Consider the following 21,583-nt stretch of genomic DNA (forward strand, 5'->3'; position numbering starts at 1 on the left):
GACACGGAAAGAGGGAAAAACAGGCATGTTCAGAGCGCTGGTCGTCGAGAAGGATGCGGAGGGCAAGACCCGTGCTTCGGTGCAGGATCTGTCGGAGGACCGGCTGCCCGAGGGCGATGTCACGGTCGCGGTCGAATATTCGACGCTGAACTACAAGGACGGGCTTTGCCTGGGATCGGGCGGCGGGCTGGTGCGCAGCTGGCCGCATGTGCCGGGCATCGACTTCGCGGGCGTGGTCCAGCAAAGCGCCGATCCGCGCTACAAGCCCGGCGACCGGGTGGTGCTGACCGGCTGGCGCGTGGGCGAGGTGCATTGGGGCGGCTATGCCCAGCGGGCGCGGGTGAAGGCCGACTGGCTGGTGCCGCTGCCCGACGGGCTGTCGACCCAGATGGCGATGGCGGTCGGCACGGCGGGCATGGCCGCGATGCTGGCGGTGCTGGCGCTGGAGGATCAGGGGCTGAGGCCCGGCGACGGCCCGGTTCTGGTCACCGGCGCCTCGGGGGGCGTGGGCTCGGTGGCGACGGCGGTGCTGGCGCATCTGGGCCATGAGGTGGCCGCGGTGACCGGCCGCCCCGGGTCCGAAAGCTATCTGCGCGATCTCGGCGCCAGCCGGATCGTGCCGCGCGAGGACCTGTCCGAGGTGACGCGCAAGCCCTTGGAAAGCGAGATCTGGGCGGGCTGCGTCGATCCGGTGGCGGGCGCGATGCTGGGCCGGGTGTTGAAGCAGATGAAATACGGCGCCTCGGTCGCGGCCGTGGGCCTTGCGGGCGGCGCCGCCATCGAGGGCGCTCTGATCACGCCCTTCATCCTGCGCGGCGTGAACCTTCTGGGCATCGACAGCGTGATGCGGCCCTACGAGGACCGTCTGCGCGCCTGGCAGCGGATCGCGACGGACCTGCCGATGGATCGGCTGAAGGGCATGATCCGTCACGCGACGCTGGAGGATCTGCCCGGGCTCGGGGCCGACATCCTGAACGGCAAGGTCCAGGGTCGCGTCGTGGTCGACGTCAACGCCTGAGCCGACCGGGCCTTAAACCGGCCCGGGCCGGATCGGCGGTGGGCGTGTCGAAGCAAAGGCTTGCGGAGATGGGGCGCGGAGGCAAACTCCGCGCCCTTTGCTTTGCAGAGTGAAGCTCTGGCGGCTCTGGCGTTCGGTCTGACTTGCGGAAGGAGAGTCGTCTAATATATTGAAAATAAAAATATTAATTGGATTCTGGCTTCGCCCTTTCCGGGCGTGTCGTTGGCCGGGCTCTTCCCCGCACTTGGTCTTTCGAAGAAAACGTCCTAAGGTTTGGCGCAACGGAACGCCGCCTGTCCGGGGGCGGTGGCGGCGCGACAGGTGTCGGCATGACCGAGTCCGGGACGACTGACTGGCGCCTTTGCCCGTCGGGTGGAGGTTCTGCATCGGGGCGCCCACTGGGCCGCCGGATGTGACGAAGCGCAAGGAGGGCATGATGTTCAAGCAGATCCTGGTGCCGGTCGATCTTGCCCATGCCGACCGGCTGACGCGCGCCTGCGAGGTGGCCGGAGATCTGGCGCGCCATTATGGCATCGGCGTGACCTATGTCGCCGTGGCCGCGCCGCAGCCGGGCGCGGTCGCGCAGTCGCCCGAGGAGTATCGCTGGAAGCTCGATGCCTTTGCCGCGGCCGAGGCCGACCGGCATGGCCACCGGGTGGCCTCGCGGCTGATGGTCAGCCCGGACCCGGCGGCCGAACTCGACGAGGCGCTGGTGCGCGCGCTTGAAGAGTCGGGCGCCGATCTGGTGGTCATGGCAAGCCATGTGCCCGGATGGGCCGAGCATGTCTTCCCGTCGCACGGGGGCAGGCTGGCAAGCCATGCCAAGGCCTCGGTCCTGCTGGTGCGCCCCTAGCGCCCAATAGGGCCGGGGGCCCCGGTCCGGCGGCCCTGAACGAGAAACCGAAGAAGACACGGGTCGCGACCGGCGGCGACCGCCACAGACATGAAGGGGAAAACATGACCGATCAGACGTCCCAGGACCTGACCGATCAGGGAATTCCGGCGCCCGAGGGCGAGGTGGACCTGATCGAGACCGATTACGAAATCGGTCAGGACAATATCGAAGGCAGCCTGGGTCCGTTCGGCTTTGACATTCACAACCCGGTTTTTCTGGTCTCGGGCCTTTCGATCATGGCCTTCGTTTTCTATGCGCTGGCGCTGCCGGGCCAGGCCGAGGCGGTCTTCGGCTGGCTGAGGCCGTTCCTGACCTCGACCTTCGACTGGGTGTTTCTCAGCGCGGGCAACATCTTCGTGCTGTTCTGTCTGGCGCTGATCGTGCTGCCGGTCGGCCGGGTCCGGCTGGGCGGTGCCGAGGCGACGCCCGATTACAGCTATGCGGGCTGGTTCGCGATGCTGTTCGCCGCCGGGATGGGCATCGGGCTGATGTTCTTCGGCGTGCTCGAACCGGTCTATCACATGGCGATTTCCCAGCCGCTGGGCACGCCCTCGCCCTTTGCCGCCGATGGCAGCCTGATCCCCGGCAATGTCGATGCCGCGCGCGAGATGGGGCTGGCGGCGACGATCTATCACTGGGGGCTGCACCCTTGGGCGATCTACGCGGTGGTGGCGCTGGCGCTGGCGCTGTTCACCTATAACAAGGGGCTTCCGCTGACGATCCGGTCGGCCTTCTACCCGATCTTCGGCGAACGGATCTGGGGCTGGACCGGCCATGTCATCGATATCATCGCGGTCTTCGCAACGCTCTTCGGGCTGGCGACCTCGCTGGGCTTCGGGGCGCAGCAGGCCAATGCCGGGCTGCACCATGTCTTCGGGGTGCCCGAGGATCTGACGGTGCAGATCCTGCTGATCACCGGCATCACCGCGATCGCCCTGATCTCGGTGCTGCGCGGGCTCGATGGCGGGGTGAAGGTGCTGTCGGAAATCAACATGGTCGTGGCCGCTCTGCTGCTGGTCTTCGTGCTGGTGGCCGGGCCGACCGGCACCATCCTTGCCGATTTCGGCGAGGGCATGCTGGCCTATGTCAAGGATCTGCCCGCGCTCTCGAACCCGTTCGGGCGCGAGGATACCGATTACATGCAGGGCTGGACCGCCTTCTACTGGGCCTGGTGGATTTCCTGGTCGCCCTTCGTCGGCATGTTCATCGCCCGCGTCAGCCGCGGCCGGACGGTGCGCGAATTCGTGGTCTGCGTTCTGCTGATCCCCAGCCTGGTCTGTGTGCTGTGGATGGCGGTCTTCGGCGGCGCGGCCATCGACCAGGTGCTGTCCGACCCGGTGAACAGCGCGGTCAAGGCGCAGGTGATCGACAGCTACAACCCGCCGATGTCGCTCTTCGCGATGCTCGAGGCGCTGCCCTGGGCGTCGGTCACCTCGGTGATCGGCATCGTGCTGGTGATCGTCTTCTTCGTCACCTCGTCGGATTCGGGCAGCCTGGTGATCGACACGATCACTGCCGGCGGCAAGATCGATGCGCCGCTGCCCCAGCGGGTGTTCTGGTGCGCCTTCGAGGGGGCGGTCGCCATCGTGCTGCTGGTCGGCGGCGGACTGTCGGCGCTGCAGGCGATGGTGATCTCGACCGGGCTTCCGTTCACGCTGGTGCTGCTGATGATGTGCTTTGCCATCTTCCGCGGTCTTCAGGCCGAGGCGCATTAGGGCGATTCGGGCGGGGCTAGAGCGTAATCTCCGGATTTCAAGGCGTTGCGTGGCCGCACTTGGCCGATTAGACAGGTTGGAATGGCCACGCAGCGTCCGGGTGGGGAATGGTTGCGCTCGATACCGAATTTGTCCGCAACCAGTTTCCGGCCTTCCGGTACAAGGAGTTGCGCGACAAGGTGTTCTGCGAGAATGCGGGCGGGTCCTATGCATGCCGCTACGTGATCTGGCGGCTGCACCGCTTTTACCAGGAGCGCAAGGTTCAGCCCTACGGCGCCTTCCCCACGTCGCGCCTGGCGGGCGAAGAGATGGACGAGGCCCGCACCCGTCTGGCCGCACATCTGGGCGTCGGCCGGGACGAGTTGCATTTCGGCCCCTCGACCAGCGCCAATACCTATGTTCTGGCCCAGGCCTTCGGCGCCTGGATCGAGCCGGGCCAGGCCATCGTCGTCACCGATCAGGATCACGAGGCCAATTCGGGCGTCTGGCGGCGGCTTGCGGCGCGCGGCATCGAGTTGCGGGAATGGAAGGTCGATCCCGGGACCGGGCATCTCGACCCCGCGGCGCTTGAGCCTTTGCTGGACGAGACGGTGCGGCTGGTCTGTTTTCCGCATGCCTCGAACATCCTCGGCGAGGTCAACGACGTGGCCCGGATCACCGCTATGGTGCGGCGGGCGGGCGCCTTCACCTGCGTCGACGGGGTCAGCTTCGCCCCGCACGGGCTGCCCGACATCCCGGCGCTGGGGGCCGACATCTATCTTTTCTCGACCTACAAGACCTATGGGCCGCATCAGGGCGTGATGCTGATCCGCCGCGAGCTGGCCTATCAACTGCCCAACCAAGGCCATTGGTTCAATGCCGAGGACGTGTTGCGCCGGTTCGATCCGGCTGGTCCCGATCATGCCCAGGTGGCGGCGGTGGCCGGGATATCGGATTATATCGACGCGCTTTACGACCACCATGTCCGGGGCGGGCGTGACGCCCATGCCCGGGCGGGGATTGTCGCGGGCATGATCCGGATTCAGGAAACCGCAATTCTGGAACCGTTGCTGGAGTATCTGTCGACCCGCCCCGATCTGCGCGTGCTGGGGCCTGCGCGCGCCGGTCCGGCGCGGCTGCCGACGGTGTCGATCGCGCTCGACCGGCCGGGGCACGAGGCGGCCGGGCGGCTGGCCGCCAGGGGGGTGCTGGCGGGCGGCGGCGATTTCTATGCGCGCCGGGTGCTGGAGGCGATGGGGATCGACCCGGCGCTTGGCGTGCTGCGGCTGAGCCTGCTGCACTACACCCTGCCCGAAGAGGTTGACCGCCTCATCGAAGCGCTAGATTCCGAACTCTAGGGCCCGTGCGAGGGCAGGGGCCGCTTTATCGTGGCTATCGGCCTGTGCCGCCGCGCGGCGGGGGTCGATCGGGGATGTGACGAAACCGAATGTCAGACCAAGTGCCCGTGATCTGGTGGGTCCGCCGCGACCTCCGTCTCGGCGACAACGCAGCGCTTGCCGGTGCCATCGCGTCCGGCCGCCCGGTCGTGCCGCTTTTCATCCATGACGAAACGGTCGAGGCGCTGGGCGCGGCGGCGAAATGGCGGCTGGGCGAGGGCGTCGCGTGTTTCGGGCAGGCCCTGTCGGCGCGCGGCTCGCGGCTGATCCTGCGGCGCGGTCCCGCGCTTGACGTGCTGCGCGCGGTGATTGCCGGGACCGGTGCCGCCGCCGTGGTCTGGAGCCGCGCCTATGACCCGGCTTCGGTCGCCCGCGACAAGGCGGTCAAGGCCGCTCTGGCCGAAGACGGTGTCGAGGCGCGGTCCTGCGCCGGGCATCTGCTGTTCGAACCCTGGACGGTCGAGACCGGGCAGGGCGGCTTTTACAAGGTCTACACCCCCTACTGGAAGGCGGTGCGCGACCGCGCCGTTCCCGAGCCCGCCCCCGCACCGGGGCTGATCCCCCGGCCCGACACCTGGCCCGCCTCCGACGAGATCGGGACCTGGCGGATGGGCGCGGCGCTCCGCCGGGGCGCGGCGGTGCTGGCGCGGTTCGCCCCGGTCGGCGAGGCGGCGGCGCAGGACCGGCTGGACGAGTTCGCCACGCGCAAGATCGCCGATTATGCCGACCGGCGCGATATGCCCGCAGCCGACGCCACCTCGGGCCTGTCGGCGCATCTGACCTGCGGCGAGATTTCGGCGCGCGCCTGCTGGCATGCCGGGCTAAATGCGATGGACGCGGGCAAGGCCGGGGCCGAGACCTTCCTCAAGGAGCTGGTCTGGCGCGAATTCGGCTGGCATCTGATGTGGCACAGCCCGCATATCGCCGAGCGGAACTGGCGCGAGGGCTGGGACGGTTTCCCCTGGTCGACAGAAGGCGACAGCCCCGAGGCCACGGCCTGGAAGCGCGGCCGGACCGGCATTCCCTTCGTCGATGCTGCCATGCGCGAGATGTATGTGACCGGCACCATGCACAACCGCGCGCGGATGATCGCGGCCTCCTGGCTGACCAAGAACCTGATGACCCACTGGCGGGTTGGGATGGACTGGTTCGCCGAGCATCTGATCGACTGGGACCCGGCCTCGAATGCCATGGGCTGGCAATGGGTGGCGGGCTCGGGGCCCGATGCCGCGCCCTATTTCCGGATCTTCAATCCCGTCACGCAGGCCGAGAAATTCGACCCCGACGGCGCCTATCGCGACGCCTGGATCGCCGAGGGGCGCCAGAGCCCCGCCCCCCGCGCGCTGGCCTATTTCGACGCGGTGCCGCGCGCCTGGGGGCTTTCGCCGGGCGATGCCTATCCCGCCCCGGCCGTCACGCCCGAGGCCGGGCGCCGCCGTGCTCTGGCGGCCTATGAGGCGCGAGGGGGGTAGGCCGTTGCGGTGGCGCGCGCGATCTGCACAATCGCAGGACAGAACCAGAAAAAACCATAAGGGAACGAGGGAGCCAGGATGACCGTCCTGACGAGTACCAGGGGGCAGGCCGACCTGCCGCGCTATTTTGCACAGGTTTTCGACATCGCAGGCCGAATGGGCCACGGACGGCTCGATTTCGTGCTGTCCGACGGGCGGCGTTTTCGCGCCGAGGGCCGGGCGCCAGGCCCGGTGGCCGAGCTGGACATTCACGACCCGGATGTCTTCGCCCGGCTGATCCGCGAGGGCGATCTGGGCTTTTGCGAAGCCTATGTCGAGGGCGGCTGGTCCACGCCCGATCTGATGGCCTTCATGGATCTCGTTCATGCGGATAACGACGAACTCTTCGACGGGTTCCCCGGCCTGGGGCTGATCCGCGCCTACGAGCGGCTGCGCTTCTGGCTGCAAAGGAACTCGAAGACCCAGGCGCGCAAGAACATTTCTCACCATTACGACCTGGGCAACGACTTCTACGGGCTCTGGCTCGACGAGACGATGACCTATTCCTCGGCGCTGTTCCGCACCGGGCAGGAAAGCCTCGAGGCCGCGCAGGAGCTGAAATACGCGGCCATGGTCGACCAGATGGGGGTGGCGCCGGGCGATCATGTGCTGGAGATTGGCTGCGGCTGGGGCGGTTTCGCCGAATATGCCGCCGGACAGCGGGGGCTGAAGGTCACCGGGCTGACCATCAGCCGCGAACAGCATGATTATGCCGTCGCGCGGATCGCCAAGGCCGGGCTTTCCGACCGGGTCGAGATCAAGCTGCAGGACTATCGCGACGAGACCGGGCGCTATGACGGGATCGCCTCGATCGAGATGTTCGAGGCGGTGGGCGAGAAATACTGGCCGACCTATTTCCGGCAGGTGACCGACTGCCTCAAGCCCGGCGGGCAGGCGACGCTGCAGGTCATCACCGTGCAGGAGCGGCGCTACGAGATCTATCGCAAGGGCGTCGATTTCATCCAGAAATACATCTTTCCGGGTGGCATGCTGCCCAGTCCCGGCGTGCTGCGCGCCCAGGCCAGTGCAGCCGGGCTGGAAATCCGGCGCTCGATGGAATTCGGCGATAGCTATGCGCTGACGCTCCGGCGCTGGCACGAAACCTTCAACGAGCGCTGGGACGATGTCGCGCGGCTTGGGTTCGACGCGCGGTTCCGGCGCATGTGGAACCTCTACCTCGCCTCTTGCGCGGCCACGTTCCAAAGCGGAAACTGCGACGTGACTCAACTGACCGTTGCACGGCCCACCTGACGAATGCCCGCCTGATCCATGCCCACCGCCGCCAAGCTTGTCGCATTCCTTCTCTACGGAGGGCTGGCCTGGGCCGCCTCCGTCGCGCTTGTGCCGAGCTTTCCCGAGGGCATGGATCTGGGCCATTTCTTCACCGTCAACGCGGCGGTGGGGGCGCTGGCGGGCTGGTTCGTCATGGGCCGGCTCGCGGGGCAGGGCTATGGGCTGGCGGTCACGGCGGGACTGCGCACGACCGTGGTGCTGGTCTTCTACGCGCTCTTGATCCATGCCGGGGCCCGGGCCTATGCCCGCACCGTCGAGATGCGCTTTGGCGATCCGGTTGCGGCGGTCTTGGGCTGGATCGGGCTGGCGGCCGACTACGGGGTGCAGCTTTTCACCTCGCCCGCGGCGATGGGCGTGCTGCTGGTCGGCGGCGTTCTGGCCGGGCTGGCGGTCGAAGCCGTGTCACATTTCTGGACCTGAAGGACACGAACATGGAACGCATGTTCTTTTATGGCACGCTGTGCCATCTGCCGCTTTTGGCGCGGGTGCTGGACCGCCCGGCCGGCACGCTGACGACGCGGCCCGCGCGTCTGGCGGATCATGCCGTGCGGCTGGCCGAGGGCGAGAGCTTTCCGCTGATCCTGCCCGAACCCGGCAAGCAGGCCGAGGGGCTTCTAGTCGACGGGCTGACGGCGGAAGACCGTGCGCGGCTCGATTATTACGAGGGCGGCTATGGCTTCGACCGCCAGGAGGTTTCGGTCGAGACCGCCGGGGGGGCCGTCAAGGCCGGGGTCTATGCCCATGACCGCGCGGGGCTCGTGCCGGGCGCGCCCTGGGATCTTGACGGCTGGCGCAGGCGCTGGGGCGATCTGGTGACCGAGGCCGCGTCGGAGGCGATGCTGGGCTATCCCGACCGCCCGCCCGAGGTGACTGCGCGGCGCTACCGGATGATCCTGGCCCGCGCCGCCTCGACGCTGCGCGCCCGCCAGCCGGGGCCTGCCACCCTGCGCAAGCCGACCGGCCCGGGCGATATCGTCGAGACCGCCCGGGTCCAGCCCTATGCGAATTTCTTCGCGGTCGAGGAATATACCTTCCGCCATACCCGCTTCGACGGGCGCATGAGCGACGAGATGGTGCGCGCGGCCTTCCTGACGGGGGACGCCGCGACCGTGCTGCCCTATGACCCGGCCCGCGATGCGGTCTTGCTGATCGAACAGGTGCGCGCGGGGCCCTATGCACGGGGCGACAGCCAGGTCTGGTCGGTCGAGGCCATCGCCGGGCTGATCGACCCGGGCGAAACCCCCGAAGAGACGGTGCGCCGCGAGGCGCTCGAAGAGGCGGGGCTGACGATCGGGGCGCTGCATCGCTGTTTTGGCTATTACACCTCGCCGGGCGCGAAGGCCGAATACATCTACTCGTTCGTGGGCGAGGCCGATCTTGGGGCCGATGCGGGCGGTCTGGGCGGGGTCCCGGCCGAGGGCGAGGACATCCGTGCCCATGTGGTGCCTTTCGCGCGGGCGATGGATCTGGTCGATACCGGCGAGATCGGCAATGCCCCGCTCATCCTGTCGCTTCTCTGGCTTGCACGTCACCGTGAGGCCTTCCGGCCCCCGGCTTGAGTTCCCTCCGGGGCGCCGGTAGCAATGACGAAACCGGCAGGCAGAGGGAGACGCACATGGCGGCGATACGGAGCGATCTGGCCGATCTGGTCGGCAATACGCCTCTGGTGCGCCTGAAAGGGCCATCGGAGGCGACCGGCTGCGAGATCCTCGGCAAGGCCGAATTCCTCAATCCGGGTCAGTCGGTCAAGGACCGCGCCGCCTTGTGGATCATCCGCGATGCGGTGGCGCGCGGCGCGCTGGCGCCGGGCGGCACCATCGTCGAGGGCACGGCGGGCAATACCGGCATCGGGCTGGCGCTGGTCGGCGCCTCGATGGGGTTTCGCACGGTGATCGTGATCCCCGAGACGCAAAGCCGCGAGAAGAAGGACATGCTGCGCCTGGCCGGGGCCGAGCTGGTCGAGGTGCCCGCGAAACCCTATCGCGACCCCGACAACTACGTGCGCTATTCGGGCCGTCTGGCCGAGGCGCTGGCGCAGACCGAAGCCAATGGCGCGATCTGGGCCAACCAGTTCGACAATACCGCCAACCGCCAGGCCCATGCCGAGGGCACCGGCCCCGAGATCTGGGAGCAGACCGGCGGCCGCATCGACGGGTTCATCTGCGCGGTCGGTTCGGGCGGAACGCTGGCGGGGACCGCGATGGCGCTGCAGCCCAGGGGCGTGAGGATCGGGCTGGCCGATCCCCATGGGGCCGCCCTCTACAGCTATTACACCACCGGCGAGATGACATCCGAGGGCTCCTCGATCACCGAGGGGATCGGACAGGGCCGGATCACCGCCAATCTTGAAGGTTTCACCCCCGATTTCTGCTGCCGCATCGGCGACGACGAGGCGCTGGGCGTGGTCTTCGACCTGCTGGCGCAGGAGGGGCTTTGCCTTGGCGGTTCGTCGGGGGTCAATGTCGCGGGCGCCATGCGGATGGCCCGCGAGATGGGTCCGGGCCACAGGATCGTCACCATGCTGTGCGATTCCGGTACCCGCTATCAGTCGCGGCTTTTCGATCCCGCCTTTCTGCGCGGGAAGGGCCTGCCCGTGCCGTCCTGGATGGACGGCCCCAAACGGTCGATGCCGGAGGTGTTCGCCGGATGAAGTTTCGTTTCCTTTTTGCGCTGCTGGCCGTCCTGGCCACAGCCGTTTTGCCGACCGTACTCTCCACCCCCGCGCTGGCTCAGGCCCAGGCCCAGCAGGAGGGCCCCGATTACGCCCAGTGGAACAAGGTCGCCTCGCGGGTGGAGAAGGTTCTTGCCGAGGGCAAGGCCTCGACGGCCGCCTTCGATACGCTGCGTGGCGAACTGGTGGACTGGCGCACGCGGTTTCTCGACGCGCAGAACATCAACTCGGCCCGGATCAAGACCCTGCGCGACCAGATCTCGGCGCTGGGCGATCCGCCCGCCGAGGGCGAGACCGAGCCGCAGGAAATCGCCAAGCGCCGGGCGGAACTGACTAAGCAGCTGAACGAGGCGCAGGCGCCAAGCCTGAAGGCGGTCGAGGCCTATAGCCGGGCCGACGGCCTGATCCGCGAGATCGACCAGATCATCCGCGAACGTCAGGCCGATCAGCTGCTGCAGCTGGGACCCTCGCCGGTGAACCCGGTCAACTGGGCCGCCGGTCTGACCGCGATCCGCGGCACCCTTGTCGAGGTCGGCAACGAGCTGTCGTCGAACTGGGAAAACCCCAATGCGCGCGCGACCATGCGAAGCGCGCTGCCCGTGACGCTGCTGTTTCTGGCCCTGGCAGCCCTCCTGACGGTCAGGGGCCGCCGCTGGATGGAGATGCTGTCGGTGTTTCTGGCCCAGCGCGGCCGGGGCCGGGGACGGACACTCTTTTCCGGCATCGCATCGCTCGGCCAGATCGTGGTGCCGACGCTGGGGATCGTGCTGCTGGCGGGGGCGCTGAAATCCTCGGCGATGCTCGGGCTTCGCACCGAGCGGCTGGCGCAGATCCTGCCGATCCTCGGCTTCACGATCTTCACCGCGGGCTGGCTGGGGGGCCGGGTCTTCGCCCAGCTGGGCGTCAGCCGCGCCATCCTGACCCTGCCGCCCGAGCGGCGCGCCGAGGGAAGGTTCAATTCCTGGATCATCGGGCTGATCCTGGCGCTGGCGATGCTGGCCCAGGAAGTCAGCAAGGTCGAGACCTACTCCGCCGAGGCGGTGGCGGTCCTGAGCTTCCCGATCCTGCTTCTGGCCGGGCTGATGCTGTCGCGGATGGGCCAGCTTCTGCTGGCGCATTCCCGGGCCGACAGCGCCGAAAGCCCCGAAGAGCGGCCCTATCGCAACCGCGTCGCCGCCTTCTTCGGCCGCGCCGCCATCGGGGCCGGGCTGATCGGGCCGCTGCTGGCGGCGGTGGGCTATGCCGAGGCGGGCGATTTCTTCGTCTATCCCTCGATCCTGACGCTGGCTTTGATGGGGTTCCTGCTGCTGTTGCAGCGCTTTGTGACCGATATCTACGCCATCCTGATGGGCCGCGATGTCGAGGACCCCGAGAATGGCGGCGACCTGATCCCGGTGCTGATCGGGATGATGCTGGTGCTGCTGTCCATGCCGGTGCTGGCGCTGATCTGGGGCGCGCGCATCGCCGACCTGACCGAGCTCTGGACGCGCTTCACCGCGGGCTACAGCATCGGCGGCACCCGGATCTCGCCGACGAGCTTCCTGACCTTCGTCGTGGTCTTCACGCTGGGCTATGCGCTGACCCGGCTGGTGCAGGGCATGCTGCGCTCGACCGTACTGCCGAAGACAAAGATCGACCCGGGCGGGCAGACCGCGCTGATCTCGGGCGTGGGCTATGTCGGGATCTTCCTGGCCGGTGTGGTGTCGGTGACGACCGCGGGCATCGACCTCAGCTCGCTGGCCATCGTCGCCGGTGCGCTGTCTGTCGGTATCGGCTTCGGGCTTCAGACCATCGTGCAGAACTTCGTCTCGGGCATCATCCTGCTGATCGAGCGGCCCGTCAGCCAGGGCGACTGGATCGAGGTCGGGGGCGTGATGGGGATCGTCAAGGATATCTCGGTCCGCTCGACCCGGATCCAGACCTTCGACCGCACCGACGTGATCGTGCCCAATGCCGATCTGATCGCCGGGCAGGTGACGAACTGGACCCGGCAGAACCTGACCGGGCGGGTCATCCTCAAGGTCGGTGTCGCCTATGGCAGCGACACCCGCAAGGTCGAGAAGATCCTCATGGAAATCGGCGAAAGCCATCCGCTGGTGATGGTGAACCCGGCGCCGCTGGTGGTGTTCCAGGGCTTCGGCGCCGATGCGCTGGAATTCGAGCTTCGGGTCATTCTGCGCGACATCAACTACGGGCTTTCGGTGCGAACCGAACTGAACCATGAGATTGCCCGCCGGTTTGCGGAGGAAGGGATCGAGATCCCCTTCGCCCAGCGCGACATCTGGCTCAGAAACCCCGAAACCCTGCGCGAGCGGCCTGCGCCGCAGCCGCCGGGTCCGTTCCTGCCGCGCCAGAGCGCCGAACCCCAGCCCGAGCCGCTCGCGGATCTCGGCGGCGACGCCGATGCCGATGGAGGAGATGGCCCACGTTGACCGGCCCGCTTTACCGCAAGGCCCCCTATCTCAGGGAGGCGCCCGCCACGGTCACCGCCCATGCCGAGGGCGGCGTGGTGCTGTCGGCGCCGCTTTTCTATCCGCGCGGCGGCGGCCAGCCCGGCGACACCGGGCGGCTGGTCTGGCAGGGCGGCCAGATGATCGTGGCCGACACCGTCAAGAGCGAGGCGGGGGCCGAGCTGTTGCTGGCGCCCGAGGGTGCCGCCCTGCCGCCGGTTGGAGCCGAACTCACCCAGCATCTCGACTGGGATTGCCGCTATGGGCATATGCGCGTCCATACCGCGCTGCATCTGCTGTCGGTGGTCATTCCGCTGCCGGTCTCCGGCGGCGCCATCGGCGCCGACAAGGGGCGGCTCGACTTCGACATGCCCGAGGCGCCCGGGGACAAGGGGGCGCTCGAGGCGGCCCTGAACGATCTGATCGCCCGCGATCTTCCGGTCGCCGAGCAGTGGATCACCGAGGCCGAACTCGACGCCGGTCCGGGGCTCGTGAAGACGATGTCGGCGGCCCCGCCGCGCGGCACGGGGCGTGTTCGCCTTGTCCGCATCGGCTCCGGCGAGGCCCCGGTCGACCTGCAACCCTGCGGCGGCACCCATGTCGCCCGCACCGGCGAGATCGGCGCGGTCCGTCTTGGCAAGATCGAGAAGAAGGGCCGTCAGAACCGGCGGGTGACGGTGCATCTGGGCGGTTAGCCTCGGCCATGGCACACTCGGCTTCGGACCCGTGCCGGAGGGTCGCGGGGCAGGGGGGGCGAGAGTGGCCAAACTCCTCTTGCATCGCGCCCCCGGCCGAGGGTAGACAGCCTGTCACGGAGAGGTGGCCGAGTGGTCGAAGGCGCACGCCTGGAACGCGTGTAGGCGGGAAACCGTCTCCAGGGTTCGAATCCCTGTCTCTCCGCCAATTCGCCCTATAAGATATTGATTTTATTGACTTTTAGGCGCGCTGCAAGGCTGCGCCCCACGTTGCGCCCATCATCCCCAAAATGCACTCCCGCGCGGCTCGTCACTGGGGATTTCCCCAGTGAGCCTCGCACCGCGCCTCGTGGATCTCATCGCGGCGTAGGCCAAGGTCGGCGGAGGTTGCTGGCAAACCGTTGTCGTCCTCAACTGTTTTCGGTCGGCCATCAGAAGCCACCTCGCCACGCTCCTGCGCAGCGTCGGCGTCCATCTGCAAACCGTTAGCAGATGACTCACCGTGCCCCACGCGCGCGGGTCAGCCGGCATCTGGCAACGGTTGCCAGATGCTCAGCCCCCCTGCACCACATGCACCCCTGCAAAACGTGCACCCCTACGCGCGCGGTTCAGCCTCTGGCGCTATCTGTCCACCGTGGACAGATAGCCGTGCCCCCCCCCTGCGCGCGCGGGTCAGCCCTTCCGGCGGGCCTCTCGGGCATGGGCACCGCAGGACTTGCTGCAAAACCGAGTCGTCGCCTTGGGCTTGGGCATCATCATGCCGCACCAGTCGCAGGGCCGGGGCTTGTTCTTCATCTTCGCGCGGCTGCGACAGGACCGCGAGCAATACACCTGCCCTGAATTGCAGGCGAAGAACGATCCGCCGCAATGCGGACACGTACGCGGGCGTCGCCTCTTGTCCCTGTCCCGTCGATCTGCGGTCTGGCACCGCTCGCAGCAATAGCGAGCTGTCGCAGGCTTCTCTGGCGCCACTGGATCGCCGCACCATGCGCAGGGCGGTCGATCTGCCTTCGCTTCGAGCCGGGCCTTGGCCTCCAGGGCGTTGAAGTAGGAGTTGCGGCAAGTCTTGTCACAAAACGCCCGGTTTGCCCGCACACCGTCTGGCAAAGCCTCTCCGCACCATTCGCACCGCGCGGTCAGGTCGAGCGGATCGCCAACACCACCGCCCGATCCTCGCTGGCCTCCTTGATCCGGGCAACGCGCCTGCGCTTCGAGTCCGCGCAGATTTCCCCGCAATACTTGTGATGTCCCTCGGGCAAGGGTTTGCCGCAGTTGATGCAGCGGGTCCGCTCGATCAGCGTTCCGGCCTCGATCACCCATTCCGGCTGTCCTTCGTTCCATGTCGGGCGCACCGCGCGAACACGCTTGAACGCCTCGTCCAGCAGTTCGCGGGCCATCAGGTCCGCGCTTTCCCAAGTCCAGCCCATCAGGCATAGGTCGCTGCGAATGCCGTGCCGCAAAGGCCCCTCAAGCCCGAACAGCGTCGCCGTTGCCCCGGCCTCGAAGGCCAGCCGGATCACCGCAGCCAGTTCACCGGCCAGAGCGTCAAAGCGGGCCTGCCCGAGACGCCCCCGCCGCGCCTCCCGTTCCCGCCCTTCCAGCTTTCGCTTCATCTTGGCTGCGGCGGGGGTCATCATCAGCATTATGCCGCACCGTCGTTCGTGCCCCAGTTGACCAAGGTCAGCGCCTTGTCGGTTTCGGCCGGATCGAGCCCGGCGGCCTTCGCTGCGGCCAGAGCCTCGATCACGGTTGCCGCCGCCCGCGCCCGCCCGCCTGCGTCATAGGCTTGCAGCGGCCGCAGACAGTCGATCACCACCGGCCCGCCCAGCTTCGCGGACGCTTCCTCGGCCATCAGCATGGCGAGAGGCTGCAAGACCCACTGCGCCAAATGGCGCTGCGCCTCCCTGACAACCGGACCTTGCGCCTCGGGAACGACCAGGGCGGGCAAGACCCCGAAGGCATTGCAGATCGCTGCCCGCGCCGCCGTCAACATCGCATCGGGCATCATGCCGGAAAGGTTCGGGGTCACGTCCTGCGGCTTCCAATCCTGCGTCGGGACCGGCCCGCCTGCCGCCGAAACGTTGACGGATTCCCGCACCAGCACGCGCCCGCGCCGCCCCCGGAAGCCCGCCCCGAGGGTTTCAAGATCCACCTCTTGGCTTTCGGGGAAGGGCACCACCTGAGAGCCCATCGGCGCGTTGCTATAGACCTCGGACAGGGCGGTTTCGATTTGGTGCAGCAGGCCCGCCGTCAGGCTGGATCGCCGCAACGGGGCCTGCCCCGCCCAGGGCTGCGCCGGATCGGGGGCGACGCGGAAATGCAGCACCTCGGCCGCCAGCGCGGTTTCGGTGGTGTTTCCGCCCGCCTCGGGCAGTGACAGACGATAGGCTCGAGGCTTACCGCCCCGCGTCGTCACCTCCCAATCGACCGCCGGGATAAGGTCGTCCCCGACGAAGAAGACAGCTTCGCCCCGCAGCGCCAGAGACCGCGCCGCGACCGCCAGCGCGTGACGGGTCAACAGGTCGGTGCCCTGAACGTCGGCCAGGGATAGCCCGCCCTCCCAGAGGGCGACGCATCCCTGCACCGTCGCCGTCAGTTCCGCGAGGCCCGACACGCCCGCGATATAGGCTTGCCGGGCGCCGATCAGCTGCGCCGTGTAGCCGGTGCTGGATCGGGTTTCGACGGGCTTGCGCTTGAAAGGCCACATGCTCACGCCCTCCTGTAAGGCCGCAGCAGGTCCGCCGCGCCCGAGTTCTGCAACGCCTTCGCCATGTGGGCGGGGTCGCGGTTGATGGTCTCGGAAAGCTGCCCCACGGAAGCCGACCAGGAACGTGCGCCCGCCGGAGTGTCCGCTTCGGCAGCGAGATAGGTCGCGAGCCGCTGCACCGCCGCCGCCACCGCCTCGGGCACCGGCCCGGCCCCTACCGTTGCCGTGATCCGATACGGCCCTTCAAGCGTCAGGTCATAGCCGTTCCAGGTCGCATCGGGGGAGGCCGCGATCCACGCCGAACCGTCCCAGATTTCCGCCGTCAGGTCGGCCACGGGGCGAAGCGGCGGAATCCACATGCCCGGCCCCTTCACCGTCCAGGTCACCGTGCGGGGGGCAAAGCGCCAGGCAATGTGATGCTCGACGCGCTGCCATGCCACCGGGGCCATCGTCAGCGCATCCCCGGTCAGTCCCGGGATTGCGGGATACGCCGAAGGCGCACCTTCCGTCTGAGCCATATACTCGATCATACGCGCCACCTTTTCAGGGGGTGGGTCAGGCCCTTAGGGGTGCGATCCCATTGGAAATGCCGAAGGTCTGCCTCGGTCTCGTGATAGGCTGGCCGCGTGACCATGGAGAGTTCGAAGAGGATCGCGGCGAAGATCGTTCGAATGAGCGCATTGCCTTCCTCAGGCGGTTCCTCGGTCACGTCCTCGGGTTTCTCGACAGCCTCGGGTGGGGCCACGCGAAACCCTGGGGAAATACCCGTGATGAGACCGGCGGCAAAGCCCGCAAGGAAGTCCTGCACCCAGCTGGCCCGCTGGATCTCGGGGGTCAGGACAGCTTCGAAGCTCAGCGCCTCCGCCGAGTCCTGCAACATCAGCGTCCCGGCCTTCCGGCTGGCAAGGGGGCGGTCGAAGGAATGGCACAGAAGAAGGTGAATATCGCGGTCGGGATCGTCCACCGCGAAGGAGAATGCATTGGGCGCGAATTGCTCTTTCTTCGGCCTGCGCCCCTTGCCTCCCGCGTCCAGAACCGCGCGCTTGCCATAAGGGAACCGCCCTGTCAGGCGGCGAGACCCATCCCCCGCCGCCCGCAGTTCCAGGCCCCCGTTGAAGACGGGGCTTTCCATCACGCCAGCTCCAGCCCGGTGACGAGTTCCAGCTGCGACGCGCGAGCCACCGTCACATCGGCGGTGGTCAGAGCCGTCAACCGAAGCCCGCCCGACTGCGCATCGCTGAACGGGTCGCGGATCAGATCCACAGCACCCCAAAGGCCGACGAAGACGGGCGAGACGCCGCCCGCCGCAGTCGTCAGCAGAACCGAGGTCTCTTTCGGGGTGCCCGCGGGCGCCGCGAGCGCGTTGGTCGTCTGCGCCACGCCGCCGAGTTGGGCGGTCATCCGCGCCCATTCGGTGATGCCGGTCCCTGCGAAAGCCTCGGCATCGTCCATGAAGGCCCAGAGTTCGGGGCGAACCAGCGCCTTGACCGCGCCGGGATCAGCGGCGGCATTGGCGGTCATGAACCGCACCACTGCCGCCCGCAGCGCCGCCCAAGACGCCGGGCCCGCCGCATCGGTGGACGTGATGCCATAGGTCGCCGCGCCGGTCACCACGCCCAGCGGCTGCCCGTTCGCTCCGGTGCCGAGGAAGATCGCCTTGTCCAGCTCGGCCGACATGGCGCCGTTCATGTCGCGGCGGATCGCCTGCTCCAGCGCCTCGCCCGATTGTTGCAGCGCCTTGCGCGTGATGCGCATATGCACGCCCAAGGTTTGCTCAGGTTTCAGCGCCTTGTCGGTTGTGGCGTAGGCGGTCGGGCCGGGAACCGAAGCCGTCTCGCCGTCCGCCCATCCCGCCGTGACGGCCGAGGTCGTCACCGGCCATTCGGTCGCGCCCGATCCGATCTGGATCATCTGCGCGCCCATCTTCGCCGCCACGGATGCCGGGAACAACCGGTCAATGATTGGCCGCGTGGTCATCGGGTCCGGGGTGCCGCTCGCCATCGTCTCACCGGCGCGGGTTTCCAGCGCCATGAGCGGAACCGGGATGCCGCGATAACCGCCCGCGTTGCGAAGCTCGGTCACGACTTCCGCCGTCTTGCCCGACAGCGCCCGGCCTTCGTCCAGGTGCAACGCGACTTGGCGAAGCTCGAAGCCCGCCACCAGATCGGCAAATTCCCGATCCGCGCGGGTCTCAAGATCTTTGCCCGCCTCGCGCCGTTCCTCGGTTTCCGCGATCAGCGCCGCGCGATACCGCGTCTCATTCGTCCGATATTCCGCATCGAGGCTTTCCATCGAACGGGTTTCATCGTCGGTCGGGCTGTCCTTCCCGACCAGTTCGGCCAGCTTCTGGCGGATCTCCGATTGCCGCCGCTGGATCTTCACGGAATCAAGCATTTGTCACTCCTGCTCGATAGGTTGGCGGCCCGTTTCACGGACCAGTTTTTTCCAAGCGTCTCGCTCGGGGTCGATCCGGCCGAGGCCGATTTCGATACGGGTTTTGCGAGCATGACAGCGCCCGCAAAGGCATTGCAGGTTGCCGAGGTCGAAGGGGGCGCCGCCGTCGCGCAGGGGCGTGATGTGGTCCACCTCAAGCCGCCCCTTGGCGCCGCACTCGACACACCGCCAGCCGTCGCGCCGCTTGGCCTCAAGCCGAACAGCCTTCCACCGTTGCGTGCGGTAGATCGCAGAACCGACACGGGGGAACCGTCCTAGACCCATGCCACGCGCCCCCCTCGGGCCTTCGGGGCGCCGGTCATGCGGACGCCTTGTGCCACCGCCAACACCGTGGCCGCCGCCGCGTCGATCCGGCCGAGGCTTCGAGCCTTGGCGAGTTTGTGGTTCCCAGCAGGGTCTACCAGCGTGATCGCGTCCGCGAAGGCAGAGCGCAGCAGAAGCGAGGGAACCGTTTTCACCTTCCCTTCAAAGAGTGCTCGCCGGAACCGCTCCACATCCTCGGAGCCGTCTTTCCACCCGAACCCGCGCCAGATGAACGGCACCCGATCAAGGCCAGCGTTCCGCAACGCCTCAAGAAACTCAGCATGTCGGAAACGGTCGCCGCAGATCGCCGCCGGAGCCTGCCCGTTCAACCGCTCGACAACGCTTGCCAGGAAACGGCCCACGGGCACGGTTGTCTCTCCCATCGTCACCAGCTCGCCCCGGTCGCACATTTCGACATAGCGCCGGGCCACGCCGTCAGCCTGCCCGCGATCCGCAAGGCCCGGTTTCGTGGGGAAGGCCGCCACACACTCAAGGCGCCCGGTCAGGGGCCAATACAGCGAAGCGGCGGACATGCTCCGCGAGCCGCCCAGGTCAACGCCAAGGATCACCGGCCCTTCCCGCTCGGGCAGAGCGTCGGGCGCGACTTCCGCGCTCATCCATTCGTCAACCGTGACCAACACCGACCGATCATCGGAGGCGACACGTTCATTCCGGTTGAGATTGCGGAAGGACGACAGCGCCGAACCGCCGCGCGCAATCGCCCGTCGCGCCTGCGCCTGTAGCCATTCCGGGGTTGAGCCGATACCCTCTTTCGCGCCGGGGTTGGCGATCAGCAGGCTTTCCAGATCGTCGGGCGGCAAGCCCGGTTCCGGCCGGTGTTCCTGCACATACGTTCCGGGGGGCGGTTCATCCAGCCAGCGGGAAAAGGTGTTGGCGTCGTCCGGGGCGGACGTGGAAATGATGAGCGCCCGGCCGTCGCGTTTCCCCAGGCCCGACAGGATTGCGTTCTCTAGGCTGTCGCCCTTCTCGCGTTCCCACGCCGCCCGCTCGTCGAGGATCGCCAGCGTCGGGGCGCCGCCGAGGATCGACTTGCCATCGGCCGCGATCACGCGCGCTAGCCCGCCGCCGTTCTCGGCCGTCTCCACTTCCAGCTTGCTACCGCGCCGGATCGTGAATTGTTCCTGTTCGTCCTCAGGCAGGCCCTCGATGAAGCCCACCAGGAAGCCGAAAGCGATCTTGGCTTGGTCCCGGTTCCGCGCGGCGAAAATGATCTCGCGTTTCGGCTGGGGCGCAATCTCGCCCATCAGGTGCCCGAGCGAGAGCCCGGCAGACAGAGCCGTCTTAGCGTTCCCGCGTCCGATGCTGAGACAGCCAACGGCCACGTCCTTCGCGAAGGCGCCCCGGATAAAGTCCTTCTGATAGCCCGCCAGCCTCAACCGCCGCCCGGCCGTGCGCCCCTCGGGCACGATCAGCCGGGGCAGGAACCGCAGCGCCGCCGAGGCTTCTTTCGACGCCCTAGCCACGATTTCCCCCGGATTTTTTCGGGAGTGAGAAAGGAAGAGCCCGCTCCGCGACGGCCTCCCCTCTCCCATGCGAAGCCATTGGGACCATTCTCAGCGCCTCCCGTGCAGGCGGTAGTGCATCACCGGCCCGCTGGGGTCGCTGCGGACGGGCTCGGCGTTGACAAGCGTGAACGTGCCCGCGTTGGTCGTGAGCTTGTCGTTCAGCGCGGGCGTCACGTCGGCATGGGGCAGCATGGCCGCCACGAGATCGCCAGCCTGTATCAGCGAACCCGTGCGATACTCCACGTCCGCTCCGGTCTCGATGATCTGCACCGCCCATGTCTCGGTCGTCACCGTGCCAGTCTCGCCGGGGCGGGTGCGCGTGTCAGTCGTCCGGGCCAGCGTGGCGGCACCGCCGAAGCGGGCCGTGAGACGGGCAGTCAAGGCGGAATGGCGTGGAGACATGTCACCCAAAAAGGTAAGCAATGCTGCCTTATATCATTGTCCAACATAGGTCAGTAAGAGTTACCTATATGCAGGAGACACACTACCGTCACCCGCTCCTTCCCCCCGCATGCAGGGGAAGGCCCTTCGCTGCCTCGATCCGTATCCGCGCGATGCCCGGTATCGGGGGCCAGCCGCCTTCCCGCAGGCTTTGCACCTGCCCCGGTCGTGGGAGCCGTCCCCGTTTCCGGTCCCCGGTCGTCGGCCTCACATAGCCTTTGCCGGTGGGTTTCGTTGTCGCGCATCTGAGCGGCCCAGAAGGAGCCGGTTCCGCTCGGGTCGGGTGATGTCCCCGGATCGTCATACCCCGTTGATCTGGCTCAACGGTCAAAGGCGAGGGCGGTTGATGGGATATGCCCGGCTCATGGTCCGGTCTGCTCACGATGGATGGACGCCCCCGCACCGCGCCCGAGGCACGGGGGCGAGGGTGGGTCAGTCGTCCCGGTGAACGGCCCGGTGATGCGCCCGGCAGAGCCACGTCACATCAAGGGGGCGGTCATAGTCGTCGTGGTGGGCTTCCGATTTCGG

At 67.6% G+C, this 21,583-nt stretch carries 19 protein-coding genes and 1 tRNA gene; 12 read left to right on the forward strand and 8 right to left on the reverse strand.

What is annotated here, in order from left to right; all coding sequences use genetic code 11:
* Positions 1-25: 25 nt before the first annotated feature.
* The 12 genes from DSD19_RS05385 (at position 26) to DSD19_RS05440 (ending at position 13,832) form a co-directional block, all read left to right on the forward strand.
* Entirely contained in the window at positions 26-1,018 is a 993-nt protein-coding gene (locus DSD19_RS05385; protein WP_113668816.1) for an MDR family oxidoreductase, read from the forward strand.
* Positions 1,019-1,454: 436 nt separating this feature from the next.
* A complete protein-coding gene (locus tag DSD19_RS05390) occupies positions 1,455-1,871 on the forward strand; it encodes a universal stress protein (RefSeq protein WP_075786934.1) in 417 nt (138 codons plus the stop codon).
* A 104-nt stretch (positions 1,872-1,975) separates the two neighbouring features.
* Complete coding sequence (locus DSD19_RS05395) at positions 1,976-3,628, forward strand: BCCT family transporter (RefSeq protein ID WP_075786933.1); 1,653 nt, start codon at positions 1,976-1,978, stop codon at positions 3,626-3,628.
* Positions 3,629-3,735: 107 nt separating this feature from the next.
* Positions 3,736-4,965, forward strand: coding sequence for an aminotransferase class V-fold PLP-dependent enzyme (locus DSD19_RS05400; RefSeq protein WP_075786932.1), 1,230 nt, complete (start codon positions 3,736-3,738; stop codon positions 4,963-4,965).
* Positions 4,966-5,054: 89 nt separating this feature from the next.
* The gene (locus tag DSD19_RS05405; protein ID WP_113668817.1) at positions 5,055-6,476 is read left to right on the forward strand and encodes a deoxyribodipyrimidine photo-lyase; all 1,422 of its coding nucleotides are present in this window, start codon (positions 5,055-5,057) and stop codon (positions 6,474-6,476) included.
* Positions 6,477-6,554: 78 nt separating this feature from the next.
* Positions 6,555-7,766, forward strand: a complete 1,212-nt coding sequence (locus DSD19_RS05410; protein WP_075786930.1) for a cyclopropane-fatty-acyl-phospholipid synthase family protein — start codon at positions 6,555-6,557, stop codon at positions 7,764-7,766.
* A gap of 18 nt (positions 7,767-7,784) precedes the next feature.
* A complete protein-coding gene (locus DSD19_RS05415) occupies positions 7,785-8,228 on the forward strand; it encodes a TrgA family protein (protein WP_113668818.1) in 444 nt (147 codons plus the stop codon).
* Positions 8,229-8,239: 11 nt separating this feature from the next.
* The gene (locus DSD19_RS05420; RefSeq protein ID WP_113668819.1) at positions 8,240-9,367 is read left to right on the forward strand and encodes an NUDIX domain-containing protein; all 1,128 of its coding nucleotides are present in this window, start codon (positions 8,240-8,242) and stop codon (positions 9,365-9,367) included.
* Positions 9,368-9,423: 56 nt separating this feature from the next.
* The gene (locus DSD19_RS05425) at positions 9,424-10,458 is read left to right on the forward strand and encodes a cysteine synthase A (protein WP_075786927.1); all 1,035 of its coding nucleotides are present in this window, start codon (positions 9,424-9,426) and stop codon (positions 10,456-10,458) included.
* Positions 10,455-12,911: a DUF3772 domain-containing protein gene (locus DSD19_RS05430; RefSeq protein ID WP_113668820.1), complete on the forward strand. Its 2,457-nt coding sequence runs from the start codon at positions 10,455-10,457 to the stop codon at positions 12,909-12,911. The genes DSD19_RS05425 and DSD19_RS05430 overlap by 4 nt, the downstream gene beginning before the upstream one ends.
* Positions 12,908-13,624, forward strand: a complete 717-nt coding sequence (locus tag DSD19_RS05435; RefSeq protein ID WP_113668821.1) for an alanyl-tRNA editing protein — start codon at positions 12,908-12,910, stop codon at positions 13,622-13,624. The genes DSD19_RS05430 and DSD19_RS05435 overlap by 4 nt, the downstream gene beginning before the upstream one ends.
* A gap of 118 nt (positions 13,625-13,742) precedes the next feature.
* Positions 13,743-13,832, forward strand: a tRNA-Ser gene (locus DSD19_RS05440).
* 928 nt (positions 13,833-14,760) lie between these two features.
* Here DSD19_RS05440 and DSD19_RS05450 read toward each other — a convergent pair.
* The 8 genes from DSD19_RS05450 to DSD19_RS05485 form a co-directional block, all read right to left on the reverse strand.
* The gene (locus DSD19_RS05450; protein ID WP_075786925.1) at positions 14,761-15,267 is read right to left on the reverse strand and encodes a hypothetical protein; all 507 of its coding nucleotides are present in this window, start codon (positions 15,265-15,267) and stop codon (positions 14,761-14,763) included.
* On the reverse strand, positions 15,267-16,331 hold the full coding sequence (locus DSD19_RS05455) for a phage portal protein (RefSeq protein WP_075786924.1): 1,065 nt from the start codon (positions 16,329-16,331) through the stop codon (positions 15,267-15,269). The genes DSD19_RS05450 and DSD19_RS05455 overlap by 1 nt, the downstream gene beginning before the upstream one ends.
* A 2-nt stretch (positions 16,332-16,333) precedes the next feature.
* Positions 16,334-16,861 carry a hypothetical protein gene (locus tag DSD19_RS05460; protein WP_075786923.1) on the reverse strand — a complete coding sequence of 176 codons (528 nt, stop codon included), beginning with the start codon at positions 16,859-16,861 and terminating at the stop codon, positions 16,334-16,336.
* The gene (locus DSD19_RS05465) at positions 16,858-17,463 is read right to left on the reverse strand and encodes an HK97 family phage prohead protease (protein WP_113668823.1); all 606 of its coding nucleotides are present in this window, start codon (positions 17,461-17,463) and stop codon (positions 16,858-16,860) included. Before DSD19_RS05465 ends, DSD19_RS05460 begins: the two co-directional genes overlap by 4 nt.
* Positions 17,463-18,725: a phage major capsid protein gene (locus tag DSD19_RS05470; protein ID WP_113668824.1), complete on the reverse strand. Its 1,263-nt coding sequence runs from the start codon at positions 18,723-18,725 to the stop codon at positions 17,463-17,465. The genes DSD19_RS05465 and DSD19_RS05470 overlap by 1 nt, the downstream gene beginning before the upstream one ends.
* 3 nt (positions 18,726-18,728) lie before the next feature.
* Positions 18,729-19,049 (reverse strand): HNH endonuclease, encoded by a 321-nt coding sequence (locus DSD19_RS22540; protein WP_113668825.1) that lies wholly within the window; start codon positions 19,047-19,049, stop codon positions 18,729-18,731.
* Entirely contained in the window at positions 19,040-20,572 is a 1,533-nt protein-coding gene (locus DSD19_RS05480; RefSeq protein ID WP_243627724.1) for a terminase large subunit domain-containing protein, read from the reverse strand. Before DSD19_RS05480 ends, DSD19_RS22540 begins: the two co-directional genes overlap by 10 nt.
* 90 nt (positions 20,573-20,662) lie before the next feature.
* Entirely contained in the window at positions 20,663-20,995 is a 333-nt protein-coding gene (locus DSD19_RS05485; protein WP_133260364.1) for a hypothetical protein, read from the reverse strand.
* Between the last annotated feature and the right edge of the window lie 588 nt (positions 20,996-21,583).

This window comes from Rhodovulum sp. BSW8 (assembly GCF_003314725.1).
Taxonomy (GTDB): domain Bacteria; phylum Pseudomonadota; class Alphaproteobacteria; order Rhodobacterales; family Rhodobacteraceae; genus Rhodovulum; species Rhodovulum visakhapatnamense.

Bases quoted from the DNA above. Each gene is read 5' to 3' on its own strand.
- DSD19_RS05405 (WP_113668817.1), top strand. From the start codon at position 5,055: ATGTCAGACCAAGTGCCCGTGATCTGGTGGGTCCGCCGCGACCTCCGT.
- DSD19_RS05460 (WP_075786923.1), bottom strand. From the start codon at position 16,861: ATGATCGAGTATATGGCTCAGACGGAAGGTGCGCCTTCGGCGTATCCC.
- DSD19_RS05465 (WP_113668823.1), bottom strand. From the start codon at position 17,463: ATGGAAAGCCCCGTCTTCAACGGGGGCCTGGAACTGCGGGCGGCGGGG.
- DSD19_RS05410 (WP_075786930.1), top strand. From the start codon at position 6,555: ATGACCGTCCTGACGAGTACCAGGGGGCAGGCCGACCTGCCGCGCTAT.
- DSD19_RS05390 (WP_075786934.1), top strand. From the start codon at position 1,455: ATGTTCAAGCAGATCCTGGTGCCGGTCGATCTTGCCCATGCCGACCGG.
- DSD19_RS05420 (WP_113668819.1), top strand. From the start codon at position 8,240: ATGGAACGCATGTTCTTTTATGGCACGCTGTGCCATCTGCCGCTTTTG.
- DSD19_RS05425 (WP_075786927.1), top strand. From the start codon at position 9,424: ATGGCGGCGATACGGAGCGATCTGGCCGATCTGGTCGGCAATACGCCT.
- DSD19_RS05450 (WP_075786925.1), bottom strand. From the start codon at position 15,267: ATGCTGATGATGACCCCCGCCGCAGCCAAGATGAAGCGAAAGCTGGAA.
- DSD19_RS05455 (WP_075786924.1), bottom strand. From the start codon at position 16,331: ATGTGGCCTTTCAAGCGCAAGCCCGTCGAAACCCGATCCAGCACCGGC.
- DSD19_RS22540 (WP_113668825.1), bottom strand. From the start codon at position 19,049: ATGGGTCTAGGACGGTTCCCCCGTGTCGGTTCTGCGATCTACCGCACG.
- DSD19_RS05400 (WP_075786932.1), top strand. From the start codon at position 3,736: ATGGTTGCGCTCGATACCGAATTTGTCCGCAACCAGTTTCCGGCCTTC.
- DSD19_RS05385 (WP_113668816.1), top strand. From the start codon at position 26: ATGTTCAGAGCGCTGGTCGTCGAGAAGGATGCGGAGGGCAAGACCCGT.
- DSD19_RS05415 (WP_113668818.1), top strand. From the start codon at position 7,785: ATGCCCACCGCCGCCAAGCTTGTCGCATTCCTTCTCTACGGAGGGCTG.
- DSD19_RS05430 (WP_113668820.1), top strand. From the start codon at position 10,455: ATGAAGTTTCGTTTCCTTTTTGCGCTGCTGGCCGTCCTGGCCACAGCC.
- DSD19_RS05470 (WP_113668824.1), bottom strand. From the start codon at position 18,725: ATGCTTGATTCCGTGAAGATCCAGCGGCGGCAATCGGAGATCCGCCAG.
- DSD19_RS05395 (WP_075786933.1), top strand. From the start codon at position 1,976: ATGACCGATCAGACGTCCCAGGACCTGACCGATCAGGGAATTCCGGCG.